This window comes from Streptomyces sp. NPDC031225 (genome assembly GCF_055570355.1).
On record NZ_JBVIHJ010000009.1, the window covers coordinates 72157 to 85938 of the forward strand.

Sequence of the window (13782 nt, forward strand, 5' to 3'; positions counted from 1 at the left end):
ACTCAAGTCGACCATCAACACCATGGTCGACCAGCTCTCCGCCTTCGCCGACGAGGTCACCCGCGTCGCCCGCGAGGTCGGCACCGAGGGCAACCTCGGCGGCCGGGCCCAGGTGCGAGGCGTCTCCGGGGTCTGGAAGGACCTCACCGACAACGTCAACTTCATGGCCGACAACCTGACGTCGCAGGTCCGCAACATCGCGCTGGTGTCGACGGCGGTCGCCCAGGGCGACCTCGGCAAGAAGATCACGGTGGAGGCGAAGGGCGAGATCCTGGAGCTCAAGTCGACCATCAACACCATGGTCGACCAGCTCTCCGCCTTCGCCGACGAGGTCACCCGCGTCGCCCGCGAGGTCGGCACCGAGGGCAACCTGGGCGGTCAGGCGCAGGTGCGCGGGGTCAGCGGGGTCTGGAAGGACCTGACGGACAACGTCAACTTCATGGCCCTGAACCTGACTTCGCAGGTGCGGAACATCGCCCAGGTGACCACCGCCGTCGCCAACGGCGACCTCTCCAAGAAGATCACGGTCGACGCCCGCGGCGAGATCCTGGAGCTGAAGGACACCGTCAACACGATGGTGGAGCAGCTGCGGGCCTTCGCCGACGAGGTGACCCGGGTGGCCCGCGAGGTCGGTACCGACGGCCGGCTGGGCGGGCGGGCCCAGGTGCTGGGCGTCTCCGGCGTCTGGCGGGACCTGACGGACAACGTCAACTACATGGCGGACAACCTGACTTCGCAGGTGCGGAACATCGCCCAGGTGACCACCGCCGTGGCCAACGGCGACCTGTCCAAGAAGATCGACGTGGACGCGCGCGGCGAGATCCTGGAGCTGAAGACCGCCATCAACACCATGGTCGACACGCTCTCCTCGTTCTCCTCCGAGGTCACCCGGGTGGCCCGCGAGGTGGGGTCCGAAGGCCAACTCGGCGGCCAGGCACGGGTCGAGGGCGTCTACGGCACCTGGAAACGGCTCACGACCAACGTGAACGAACTGGCGTCCAACCTGACCACCCAGGTCCGGGCGATCGCCGAGGTCGCCTCCGCGGTGGCGCAGGGCGACATGTCGCGCGCCATCACCGTGGAGACCCAGGGCGAGGTCACCGAGCTCAAGGACAACATCAACCTGATGGTGGCCAACCTCCGCGAGACGACCCGGGCGAAGGACTGGCTGGAGTCGAACCTCGCTCGCCTGGCCGCCCTGATGCAGGGCCACCGGGACCTGATGGAGGTCGCCGACCTGATCCTGCGCGAGCTGACCCCGCTGGTCAACGCCCAGTACGGGGCGTTCTTCCTGGCCGATCCGGACGAGGACGGCACCTCACTGCACACCCCCGTTCCCGCGAAAGGCCTCGCGTTCATCGCGGGCTACGGCTCGGCGCAGGGCGCGACCGTCGACACCGGCGGCATGCCGGTGCACGGCCTGGTGCGGCAGGCGGCCCGCGAGAAGAAGCGGATCCTGGTGGAGGAGGCCCCGCCGGACTACATCAAGATCAACAGCGGGCTCGGGGAGGCGGCCCCGGCCAGCGTCGTCATCATCCCGATCCTCTTCGAGGACAAGCTCCTCGGCGTGATCGAGCTGGCGTCCTTCTCCCGCTTCTCCGACGTCCACCTGGCCTTCTTCGACCAGTTCGTGAACACCATCGGCGTCGCCATCAACACCATCATCGCCAACTCCCGCACCGAGTCCCTGCTCGGCGAGTCCCAGCGCCTGGCCCGGCAGCTCCAGGAGCGCTCGGACGAACTCCAGGAACAGCAGGCGGAGTTGCAGCGCTCCAACGCCGAACTGGAGGAGAAGGCGGCCCTCCTGGCCACGTCGTCCCAGTACAAGTCGGAGTTCCTGGCGAACATGTCGCACGAACTGCGCACCCCGCTGAACTCCCTGCTGATCCTGGCCAGGCTGCTCTCCGACAACCAGGACGGCCATCTCTCCGACCAGGAGGTCCAGTTCGCGACGACGATCCACCGGTCGGGCTCCGACCTCCTGCAACTCATCAACGACATCCTCGACCTGTCGAAGATCGAGGCAGGCCGGATGGACGTACGGCCCAAGAAGCTGCCGCTCATCAAGCTGCTCGACTACGTCCACGCCACCTTCCGGCCGCTCACCCTGGACCGTGGGCTCGCCTTCGAGGTGGCGGTCGGCGAGGACGTGCCGCGCGAGATGTACTCGGACGAGCAGCGCCTCCAGCAGATCCTGCGCAACCTCCTCTCCAACGCGATCAAGTTCACCGCGACGGGCCGGGTGGAGCTGCGGGTGAACCGCTTCCACGACCCCGAGCGCCGGTTCGTCCGCGACAACGACGAGGTCATCGCGTTCGCCGTCAGCGACACCGGCATCGGCATCGCGCGGGAGAAACTCCCGGTGATCTTCGAGGCGTTCCAGCAGGCCGACGGCACGACCAACCGCAAGTACGGCGGCACCGGGCTCGGTCTGTCCATCAGCCGGGAGATCGCGGGCCTGCTGGGCGGCCGTATCGTCGCCGAGAGCGAACCCGGCAAGGGCTCGACCTTCACGCTCTACGTCCCCGTCGTCAGCCCCGGCCACCCGGCGACCGGCCCGGCCACCGAGGACCACCTCCTGCCGGCCCCCGAGGACCTGTCCACCGAGTCCTACCCGACCGCCCACGACGCCGAGGACTCGTGGCCCGCGCCCACCAGGCTAGAGGCGTGGAAGGCGGGGCGGGCGGGGCAGGTGCTCTCCGGGCGGCGGGTGCTGATCGTCGACGACGACATCCGCAACGTCTTCGCCCTCACCCATGTGCTGGGCCGGGTCGGCATGCCGGTCCTGTACGCGGAGAACGGCCGCGAGGGCATAGAGACCCTGGAGCGCAACCCGGACGTGGAACTCGTCCTGATGGACATCATGATGCCGGAGATGGACGGCTACGAGACCATCGCCGCCATCCGTCGCACCCCGCGCTGGACCGGTCTGCCCATCGTCGCCCTCACCGCGAAGGCGATGCCCGGGGACCGTGAGAAGTCGATCGCGCGCGGCGCCAACGACTACGTGCCCAAGCCCGTGGACGTCGACCAGTTGCTGACCGTCGTCTGCGCGCTCCTGGACCCCGAGGGTCCGGAGGCGGAGGAACCGGCCGAGGCCGAGGAAGCGGTGGTCCCGCCCGCGGACGACTGAATGAGGCAGCCAGATGAGCGCTGAGGCAACGACCGACGACAGTGCGGGCATCCTCCTGGTCGACGACATGGAGGACAACCTGATCGCACTGGAGGCCGTCCTGGGGTCCCTCAACGAACCGCTGGTCCGCGCCCGTTCGGGCGAGGAGGCGATGAAGGCGCTGCTGCGGCGCCCGTTCGCCCTGGTCCTCCTGGACGTCCGCATGCCGGGCATGGACGGCTTCGAGACGGCGGCGAACATCAAACGCCTGGACCAGACGAAGGACGTCCCGATCATCTTCCTCACGGGCACGGAGGACGAACCCGGCTACGCCTTCCGCGGCTACGCGACCGGCGCGGCGGACTACGTGACCAAGCCGTTCGACCCGTGGGTGCTGCGCGCGAAGGTGAGCGTCTTCCTGGAACTGCACAGGAAGAAGCAGCAGTTGGAGCGGCTGCTGGCACGCCAACGGGCCGACTACGAGGAGGTGACCAAGCGCCTGACCGCACTGGAGGACGAGTTGACGGAACCCCAGCGCGCCCAGGTGAGGGAACTCCGGCTCCTTCTGGAGAAGCGCTGACTGTGTGCTTTCAGGGGCGCGGGGCTGTGTCGATATGCGGCTCCGCCGCGTGGCGCGACAAGCCACGACGAGCCGCAAGCCGCCAAGCAGTCCCTCGCCACCCCTCCGCTGACGCGCTACGCCTCGCGAGAGCCCGCGTACATCTCGTCGATGAGCCCCTTGTACTCCCGCTCCACGACAGGCCGCTTCAGCTTGAGGCTCGGCGTGATCTCACCGTGCTCGATGTCCAGGTCCCTCGGCAGCAGCCGGAACTTCTTGATGGTCTGCCAGCGCTGCAGCCCCTCGTTGAGCTCCTTCACATAGCCCTCGACCATGGCCACGGTCACCGGCGCGGCGACGACCTCGGCGTACGGCTTGCCCTCGAGCCCGTTCTCCTTGGCCCACTCCAGGATGGACACCTCGTCCAGCGCGATGAGAGCCGTGCAGAAGTTCCGGTCCGCCCCGTGCACCAGGATGTTGGACACGTACGGGCACACCGCCTTGAACTGCCCCTCGACCTCGGCGGGCGCGATGTACTTGCCGCCGGACGTTTTGATGAGGTCCTTCTTGCGGTCGGTGATCCGCAGATACCCGTCGGGCGACAGCTCACCGATGTCCCCGGTGTGGAACCACCCGTCGGCCTCCAGCACCTCGGCCGTCTTCTCCGGCAGCCCGTGGTAGCCCTCCATGATGCCGGGCCCGCGCAGCAGGATCTCGCCGTCGTCGGCGATCCTGACCTCCGTGCCGGGCAGCGGCTTTCCGACCGTGCCGGTGCGGTAGGCCTCACCGGGGTTCACGAAGGAGGCCGCGGAGGACTCCGTGAGGCCGTATCCCTCAAGGATGTGGATGCCGGCACCGGCGAAGAAGTACCCGATCTCCGGCGCGAGGGCGGCGGACCCGGACACACACGCCCGCAGGTTCCCGCCGAACGCCTCCCGGATCTTCGAGAAGACCAGCGCGTCGGCCACCTTGTGCTTGGCGCTCAGCCCGAAGGACGCGCCCGCGGTGCCGGTGCGCCGGAAGTTGTCCTGGCTCTCCTTGGCGTAGGCGCGGCCGACCTCGGCGGCCCACTGGAAGATCTTGTACTTGGCGCCGCCGCCGGCGCGGGCCTTCGCGGCGACCCCGTTGTAGACCTTCTCGAAGATGCGCGGGACGGCCGCCATGTACGTCGGCTGCACGATCGGCAGGTTCTCGATGATCTTGTCGACACGGCCGTCGACGGCGGTGACGTGACCGACCTCGATCTGCCCGGAGGTGAGCACCTTGCCGAAGACGTGCGCGAGCGGCAGCCACAGGTACTGCACGTCCTCGGCGCTGACCAGCCCGGTCGCGGCGATCGCCTTCGCCATGTACGCCCAGTTGTCGTGCGGAAGGCGCACGCCCTTGGGGCGGCCGGTGGTGCCCGAGGTGTAGATGAGGGTGGCGAGCTGGTCCTTGGTGATGGCGCCGACCCGCTCCTCGATCAGGTCGGCGTCCTTCTCCAGACGGGCCGCGCCACGGGCCTCCAGCTCGGCGAGGGTGAGGATCCAGTCGCTGGTCTCGACGCCTGCCGGGTCGATGACGACGACGTGGGTGAGGTGGGGCAGCTCGCCCTTCTTCTCGACCGCCTTGGCGAGCTGGGCCGCGTCCTCGGCGATCAGCACCCGGCTCTCGGAGTCGGAGAGGATGAACGCCGACTCGTCGGCGTTGGTCTGCGGGTAGACCGTGGTCGTGGCGGCGCCGGCACACATGATGCCGAGGTCCGCGAGGATCCACTCGAGCCGGGTCGAGGCGGCGAGGGCGACCCGCTGCTCCGGCTGCACCCCCAGCTCGATCAGTCCGGCCGCGATGGCGTGCACCCGCTCCGCGGCCTGCGCCCAGGTGAGCGACTTCCATGCGTCCGGGCCCTGGCCGGAGGCCGCGGGCACCGGGTACCGGTACGCCTCGGCGTCCGGTGTGGCCGCAACGCGCTCCAGGAAGAGGGTCGCCACACTCGGCGGACGGTTCTCGATCAGTGTCTGTGTGTCGCTCACGACATCCTCCGGGGCCCGCGACAGTGCGGCCGGCTCAGGTTTGGCGGCTGTTGTTTAACTCGCGAGTAACTATCGAGCAGAGATCAGACTAAGGCGCGCTCGACCCGTTCGTAAGGGGCGACGGCCTGTCACTTCCTACAGAGCGCGACGTTACGCACGCGTAGGGGCCCGGCGCACTTTCGCACGACGGACCCCTTTCCATCCGGTTCGACGGTCAACCCCGTGTAACCGACGGTTACTTCTTGCCCTTGCCCGACCCCGCGTTTTCATCGCTGGAGAGCACGGCGATGAATGCCTCCTGCGGAACCTCCACGGAACCCACCATCTTCATCCGCTTCTTGCCTTCCTTCTGCTTCTCGAGGAGCTTCCGCTTACGGGAGATGTCACCGCCGTAGCACTTGGCGAGGACGTCCTTGCGGATGGCGCGGATGGTCTCGCGGGCGATGACCCGGGAGCCGATGGCGGCCTGGATGGGCACCTCGAAGGCCTGCCGCGGGATGAGCTCGCGCAGCTTGGCGACCAGTCGCACGCCGTACGCGTAGGCGGCGTCCTTGTGCGTGACGGCCGAGAAGGCGTCCACCTTGTCGCCGTGCAGCAGGATGTCGACCTTGACCAGGCTGGAGGCCTGCTCGCCGGTGGGCTCGTAGTCCAGCGAGGCGTAACCGCGCGTCTTGGACTTCAGCTGGTCGAAGAAGTCGAAGACGATCTCCGCGAGGGGGAGCGTGTAACGGATCTCGACCCGGTCCTCGGACAGGTAGTCCATGCCGAGCAGGGTGCCGCGCCGGGTCTGGCACAGCTCCATGATCGACCCGATGAACTCGGTCGGCGCGAGGATCGTGGCGCGTACGACGGGCTCGTACACCTCGTCGATCTTCCCCTCGGGGAACTCGCTCGGGTTGGTGACCGTGTGCTCGCTCCGGTCCTCCATGACGACGCGGTAGACGACGTTGGGGGCGGTGGCGATGAGGTCGAGCCCGAACTCGCGCTCCAGCCGCTCACGGATCACGTCGAGGTGCAGCAGGCCGAGGAAGCCGACCCGGAAGCCGAAGCCCAGGGCGGCCGAGGTCTCCGGCTCGTAGACCAGCGCGGCGTCGTTGAGCTGCAGCTTGTCGAGGGCGTCGCGCAGCTCCGGGTAGTCCGAGCCGTCCAGGGGATACAGCCCCGAGAACACCATCGGCTTGGGGTCCTTGTAGCCGCCGAGCGCCTCGGTCGCACCCTTGTGCAGGGTGGTGATGGTGTCACCGACCTTGGACTGACGGACGTCCTTGACGCCGGTGATGATGTAGCCCACCTCGCCGACGCCGAGGCCGTCGGCCGCCTTCATCTCGGGGTCGGAGACACCGATCTCCAGCAGCTCGTGGGTCGCGCCGGTGGACATCATCCGGATCCGCTCACGCTTGTTGAGCTGACCGTCGATGACACGCACATACGTCACGACACCGCGGTAGGAGTCGTAGACCGAGTCGAAGATCATGGCGCGCGCGGGAGCGTCCTGGACGCCGATCGGCGCGGGGACCTCGGCGACGACCCGGTCCAGCAGCGCCTCGACGCCCAGACCGGTCTTGGCGGAGACCTTGAGCACGTCCGCGGGGTCGCAGCCGATGAGGTTGGCGAGCTCCTCGGAGAACTTCTCCGGCTGGGCGGCCGGCAGGTCGATCTTGTTCAGTACGGGGATGATCTTGAGGTCGTTCTCCATCGCCAGGTAGAGGTTGGCGAGGGTCTGGGCCTCGATGCCCTGGGCGGCGTCGACGAGGAGAACGGTCCCCTCGCAGGCGGCGAGCGACCGCGAGACCTCGTAGGTGAAGTCGACGTGCCCCGGGGTGTCGATCATGTTGAGGATGTGCGTGTTGCTCTTGTCGTGGGTCGGGGCCCACGGCAGACGCACCGCCTGCGACTTGATCGTGATTCCGCGCTCACGCTCGATGTCCATGCGGTCGAGGTACTGAGCACGCATCTGGCGCTGGTCGACCACGCCGGTCAGCTGGAGCATCCGGTCGGCGAGCGTGGACTTGCCGTGGTCGATGTGCGCGATGATGCAGAAGTTGCGGATCTGAGCCGGGTCGGTACGGCTCGGCTCGGGCACGTGGCTGGGGATCGCGGGCACGCAGGGTCCTGATTCTTGAGGCGTCCGCAGTGTCTGCGGTCTCGGGTCGGATCGATACGTAGCCTCCATGGTCCCACGGGCGGGGACCGGCGACCGGTTTGGGCCACTCGCGGGCCCGCTGGTACTGTGGGTAGCTGTGCCTCCTGCCCTCTCAGCACGAGGCACATCGTGTAGAAATCATCGGCACGGGACCACTGCGGCCCCATGCCTGAACCTGTAGAGGCTCATTCGTGGCGAACATCAAGTCCCAGATCAAGCGGATCAAGACCAACGAGAAGGCTCGGCTGCGCAACAAGGCCGTCAAGTCCTCCCTGAAGACCGCGATCCGCAAGGCTCGTGAGGCCGCTGCCGCGGGTGACACCGAGAAGGCCACCGAGCTGAACCGCGCTGCTGCGCGTGCGCTCGACAAGGCCGTCTCCAAGGGTGTCATCCACAAGAACCAGGCCGCCAACAAGAAGTCGGCGCTTGCTTCGAAGGTCTCGTCCCTCTAAGGCCGACCACTTCTGATCTGACCGGTCCCGTCTTCACGGGGCCGAACCGCCGGAAGGACCAGAGCGGGCCCTCTCTCATCCGCTCCCGACCGGCACCCAAGGAGCCACGCGCGGCCTGCGTTCGCCACGCGGGCGTGACTCCGACAGCTTGGACCGAAGGCCCCGACGCACTGCCCTTCCCCAGGGCAGGACGCCCGGGGCCTTCGTCATGCACTCCGGGGGCTTCGTCATGGACTCCGGGGGTTGTGGTGACTCCGGGGGCTCAGTGAGGTCGGGGCTCTGTGAGTTCGGGGGCTCAGTGGCTGTGGCTCCGGGGCTTTGGCGGGCTAGCCACGCCCCCTGGACCGCGCCGCCCGCGCGATCGCGACGACCGCCTTCTCCAGGGCGTACTCAGGGTCGTCGCCCCCGCCCTTCACCCCGGCATCCGCCTCAGCCACGGCGCGCAGCGCAGCCGAGACCCCGTCCGGGGTCCAGCCCCGCATCTGCTGCCGCACCCGGTCGATCTTCCACGGCGGCATCCCCAGCTCACGCGCGAGATCAGCCGGCCGTCCACCCCGGGCGGACGACAACTTCCCGATCGCCCGCACGCCCTGCGCCAGCGCACTGGTGATCAGGACCGGCGCGACCCCCGTCGACAACGACCACCGCAACGCCTCCAACGCCTCCGCGGTCCGCCCCTCCACGGCCCGGTCGGCGACGGTGAAGCTGGAGGCCTCGGCCCGCCCCGTGTAGTACCGCCCCACGACGGCCTCGTCGATCGTCCCCTCGACATCGGCGACCAACTGCGACACGGCGGACGCGAGCTCCCGCAGATCGCTCCCGATCGCGTCGACCAACGCCTGACACGCCTCGGGCGTGGCCGACCGCCCGGTCCCCCGGAACTCCTGCCGTACGAAAGCCAGCCGATCCGCCGGCTTGGTCATCTTCGGACAGGCGACCTCCCGCGCCCCCTCCTTCCGCGCGGCGTCGAGCAGCCCCTTGCCCTTCGCTCCCCCGGCGTGCAGCAGCACGAGGGTGATCTCCTCGGCGGGTGCACCGAGATACGCCTTGACGTCCTTGATCGTGTCGGCCGAGAGGTCCTGCGCGTTACGCACGACGACGACCTTGCGCTCCGCGAACAACGACGGGCTGGTCAACTCGGCAAGTGTTCCCGGCTGCAACTGCTCCGGGGTCAGATCCCGCACATCCGTATCAGCGTCAGCGGCCCGCGCAGCAGCCACCACCTCCTGCACAGCCCGGTCGAGCAGAAGCTCCTCCTGCCCCACACCGAGGGTCACAGGAGCGAGAGGGTCGTCATTCGCAGTCTTCTTGGCCATCGCGACAAGCATCCCACGGGCCACTGACAACACCGCCGCCGTCGGACCGGCGGCGGTCGGGTGCCCACGCGGCCCGGCGCAGGCCTACGACTCTCCGCCACCCGTCCCACTCCCCAACCTCAGCCGTCGGACCGGCGGCGGTCGGGCGCCCACGCGGCCGACACAGGCCTAGGGCTCTTCCCGCCACCCGTCCCACTCGGCCACGAACGCGTTCAGCTCCCCGGGATCCAGCCGCCCCGCCTCGTCCCGCAGCACCACGAGCCACTGCGCGTCCTCCGCATCGTCCTCCCCCGCCAACGCGTCCCGGACGACCTGCGGCTCCTCAGTCACCGCGAACCGCTCCCCGAGCGCCTCGACGACCGCCTCCGCGGCATCCCGGTCGGGCAGCACCAGCACATGTCTCACATCGCTCACGACACCATTTTCCAGGTCGGCTCCAACAGCCCGAGCACCCCCCGCCCATCCCGGTGCCGAGCAGTCCGCGCCAGCACATCACGCCAACCGCACGTGCGAACCGCAGACCCCGGACCACGGACCGCAGACCGCAGACCGCAGACCCGTCCCCACCTCATGTTCATGGGCCGAATCAACCGTCCACGTCGAGGCGGCCCCGCACAGTCGGCACACGGCCGAGCCGGATACCGAACCTCTCCCGGTACACCTCCAACACCTCCTCGTCCGTCCCCAACTCCCGTTCCTCCCGCGCCCCGTCGGCCGCCGTCACCTTGAAGACGCGCCCGCTGAGCGTGATCCGCCCTCCGTCCTCCGTCACCCTGGAACACACCAGGGACTGCGTGAAGTGCGAGGCCGGCGAGGTGCTGTGCCACCAGGCTCCGGCCACGAAGTCACCGAGCACCCGAGGCCTCGTCTCCAGCCGGTACTGGCGCCTGTCGCCCAAGAGGACATCCACATCCCCGGTGTCACCCCGTCCACTTGTCACCGCACCGTCCCCGTTCCCCGCCTCCGCCCTCACCGCAGCCGCATCCGGCCCCGCCTCGACGATCCGGAAGGTGCCCCCGGGGTCCTCCTGCTCGCCCCGCACCCCGAACGCCAGCGGGTAGTGGCTGTGCGCCCCGAACCCGACATCGGCCAGCCACTCGTCCCCGTCCACGGTCCGCACCCGCAGCGCGAGATGGTCGTACGGGATGCCGAGCCGCCCATCGTTCCCGTACACCCGGCCCGCGAGCAGCGTGACGTCGAAGCCGAGCGCGGCCAGCAACGCCCCGAACGCCCCGTTCAGTTCGTAGCAGAAACCGCCTCTTCCGGCGCCCACCACCTTGTCCACCAGCCGCTCCTCCTCCAGGACGATCTCCTCGCCGAGGTGGACCGACAGGTTCTCGAAGGGCACGGTCCGCAGATGGCGCAGATGCAGCCCGCGCAGGACCTCCGCGGTGGGCCGCGCCGGGTGCTGGGCTCCCAGGCGGCGGAGATATGCGTCTACCTGTGTGGGATTCATGCCGTCAGTCTCGCGCCACCCACAGCTCCCCACCGCCCGCACCACCTCCTGTACCGGCACCGGCGCCTCCACGTGCCCCTTCTTCGCCATCACCCGTCCCGACGACCGCCAGTGCCCCGTCCCGGTCCGTCCGCAGCACCACCGCACCCCCGGCTCGCAGCGCGGCAACCGTGGTTGGAGCCGGGTGGCCGTACGAGTTGTCGGCCCCCACGGAAATGAGCGCCAGCCGCGGGGCGGCCCGGCGTATCAGCTCCGGGTCCTGGTAGGCCGAACCATGGTGAGCGACCTTGAGCACGTCCACCCCGGCCAGCCGTGCACCCGCCGGTGACCTCAAAAGCGCCTGCTGGGAGGGGGGTTCGAGGTCCCCGAGCAGGAGGAAGCGCAACCCGGCGGAGCGGACGAGCATCGTGACACTGGCGTCGTTCGGCCCATCCGCCACCGCCGGTTCCGGGCCCGCCGGCGGCCACAGCACCTCCCAGGTCAACTCCCCCGTGCGCCGTTCCTCCCCGGCCACGGCACGCGTCACCGGAATGCGCCGGGCCGCCGCCTCCCGCCGTACGAACGCGGCCTGGTCCACCGGCTCCTCGAACCCCGTCGTCTCGATCGCCCCCACCGACCGCCCGCGCAGCACCCCGGGCAATCCGGCCACATGGTCGGCGTGAAAGTGGGTCAGCACCACGAGCGGCACTTTGGTGATGCCGAGCGTGCCCAGACAGTCGTCGACGAGCGTGGGATCGGGTCCGGCGTCCACGACCACACCCGTGTTCTCGCCCGCCGCCAGGACCGTCGCGTCGCCCTGGCCCACGTCACACATTGCGAGCCGCCAGCCGGGGGGCGGCCAGCCGGTGACCACCCTGGTCAGCGGTGGCGGCTGCACGACCGCCAGCACGAACAGCACCGCGCAGACCGCACACCACCAGGGATGCCTCAGCAACCGTCGCCCCACAAGCAGCACGACCACCGTGACAAGGGCGAGCAGCCCCGCTCCCGTCCAGCTGCCCGGCCAGTCCACTCCCCCGCCGGGCAGTGACGCCCCCGTGCGGGCGACATCCGCGATCCATCCGGCGGGCCAACTCGCGCACCAGGCAAGCCCCTTGGCCACCGGCATCGCGAAGGATGCCGTCGCCAGCGCCGCGAAGCCCAGCACCGTGGCCGGTGCGACCGCGAACTCCACGAGCAGATTGCACGGCACCGCCACGAGGCTCACCCGCGCCGACAGCACGGCGACCACCGGCGCGCACAAGGCCTGTGCGGCAGCCGCCGCTCCCAACGCCTCCGCCAGCCGCGGCGGCACCCGGCGCCGGCGCAACGCCAGGCTCCAGCGCGGCGCGAGCGTGAGCAGGGCTCCGGTGGCCAGGACGGAGAGCAGGAAGCCGTAACTGCGGGCCAGCCACGGGTCGTACAGGACCAGGAGCAGTACGGCCGTCGCCAGCGCCGGGATCAGCGATCTGCGGCGGCCGGTCGCGAGGGCGAGCAACGCGACGGCCCCGCAGGCCGCTGCCCGCAGCACACTCGGGTCCGGTCGGCACACGACCACGAATGCCAGCGTGAGCCCTCCGCCGAGCAGCGCGGTCGTCCGCAGTGACACCCCGAGGCGGGGCGCCAGTCCCCGTCGCTCGACGAGCTGGGCCAGTCCGGGGGGCCCGATGAGCAGGGCGAGCAGGATCGTGAGGTTGCTCCCGGAGACGGCGAGCGTGTGCGCCAGGTCGGTCTCCTTGAAGGCCTCGTCCAACTCCGGCGTGATGCGCGCGGTGTCCCCCACGACCAGTCCCGGCAACAACGCCCGGGCATCTCCCGGCAACCCGTCGGTGGCCTCCCGCAGCCCCGCCCGCAACCGCCCCGCGAACCGCTGCGCCCTGGAAGCCTCCTCCACGACATCGGGTCCCGCCCGGTCCCGCACCCTCAACACGGCCGCGACACGACCGCCCCCGACCAACGGCGGCGCGACACGCGCGGTGACCCGCACCCGTGTGGACGGCAGCAGTCCGAGCCAGGGTGAGCGCCGCGGATCGTCCACCGCGGCCGCAGAGCCGGACGTCACCTCACCGGCACCAGGCCGACCGAAGCCCACCACGTCTCGACCCGAATCCGAACCCGAGCCCGAGCCCGAGCCCCAACCCGCACCCGCGCCCGAGCCCCAACCCGCACCCGCACCCGCACCCGCACCCGCACCCGCGCCCGCGCCCGCGCCCGCGCCCGCGTCAACGATCAACAGCACCGGCGCGCGCGTCGTCTGCACTCTCCCGTCCAGGGTCTCCACCCGCCGGACGTCGGCTCCGATGACCACGGCGGTCGGAGCCGCGTGGTCGCCCGTGATCCGGGGCCGCGTGAGCCGGGGGTCGGCGGTCACCTCGACCTCGGCGGTCACGGTGGCGTACTGCCGGGCCAGCGCGGGCACCGGCCCCCGCCGCAGATCGGCGCCGTGCAGTCCGGCGGACACCGCGGCAGCCGCGACGCAGAGCAGCACGGCTGCGACCGGGATCCGACCCGCCCCACCAAGCCCCCGCAACCCACGCCACCGTCCCGACAACAACACACAGGCGACGACGAGACACCCGGCCACCAGCCCCGCGCCCCAGCCCGACGGGCTGTCCAGGACCACGGCGGCTGTCACCCAGGCTGCCAGCGCCGCCGGTACGAGCCGCAGATCCGTGGGCCCTTCCTGCCTCGGGTGGGCATCCCCGAGGCGCTTCCCGGAACCGGCGTGCACAGCTGACCGCGCACGCCCGCCG

The 13782-nt window shown here is 69.9% G+C and carries 9 protein-coding genes; 3 read left to right on the forward strand and 6 right to left on the reverse strand.

The genetic code is table 11. From position 1 onward, the window contains the following. On the forward strand, window positions 1-3133 hold a 3133-nt coding region (locus tag ACZ48Z_RS17325; protein WP_468736696.1), incomplete at its 5' end, for a HAMP domain-containing protein. Between the two features lie 13 nt (window positions 3134-3146). Then, entirely contained in the window at window positions 3147-3692 is a 546-nt protein-coding gene (locus ACZ48Z_RS17330; protein WP_468736697.1) for a response regulator, read from the forward strand. Window positions 3693-3808: 116 nt separating this feature from the next. On the opposite strand, the gene ACZ48Z_RS17335 is transcribed toward ACZ48Z_RS17330, so the two are convergent. Both ACZ48Z_RS17335 and lepA read right to left on the reverse strand, forming a co-directional pair. Next, a complete protein-coding gene (locus ACZ48Z_RS17335; protein WP_468736698.1) occupies window positions 3809-5683 on the reverse strand; it encodes an AMP-dependent synthetase/ligase in 1875 nt (624 codons plus the stop codon). Window positions 5684-5918: 235 nt separating this feature from the next. Further along, window positions 5919-7787: a translation elongation factor 4 gene (gene lepA / locus ACZ48Z_RS17340; protein WP_468736699.1), complete on the reverse strand. Its 1869-nt coding sequence runs from the start codon at window positions 7785-7787 to the stop codon at window positions 5919-5921. 230 nt (window positions 7788-8017) lie between these two features. Between lepA and rpsT the strand changes: the two genes are divergently transcribed. After that, complete coding sequence (gene rpsT / locus ACZ48Z_RS17345; protein ID WP_468736700.1) at window positions 8018-8278, forward strand: 30S ribosomal protein S20; 261 nt, start codon at window positions 8018-8020, stop codon at window positions 8276-8278. A 326-nt stretch (window positions 8279-8604) separates the two neighbouring features. Here rpsT and holA read toward each other — a convergent pair whose 3' ends face one another. The 4 genes from holA to ACZ48Z_RS17365 all read right to left on the reverse strand — a co-directional run bounded on the left by holA (window position 8605) and on the right by ACZ48Z_RS17365 (window position 13760). Continuing rightward, a complete protein-coding gene (holA, locus tag ACZ48Z_RS17350; RefSeq protein ID WP_468736701.1) occupies window positions 8605-9594 on the reverse strand; it encodes a DNA polymerase III subunit delta in 990 nt (329 codons plus the stop codon). A gap of 168 nt (window positions 9595-9762) precedes the next feature. Beyond that, window positions 9763-10008: a hypothetical protein gene (locus tag ACZ48Z_RS17355; protein ID WP_468736702.1), complete on the reverse strand. Its 246-nt coding sequence runs from the start codon at window positions 10006-10008 to the stop codon at window positions 9763-9765. Window positions 10009-10180: 172 nt separating this feature from the next. Next, complete coding sequence (locus ACZ48Z_RS17360; protein ID WP_468736703.1) at window positions 10181-11050, reverse strand: arylamine N-acetyltransferase family protein; 870 nt, start codon at window positions 11048-11050, stop codon at window positions 10181-10183. 4 nt (window positions 11051-11054) lie between these two features. Beyond that, on the reverse strand, window positions 11055-13760 hold the full coding sequence (locus ACZ48Z_RS17365; protein WP_468736878.1) for a ComEC/Rec2 family competence protein: 2706 nt from the start codon (window positions 13758-13760) through the stop codon (window positions 11055-11057). Window positions 13761-13782 lie beyond the last annotated feature (22 nt).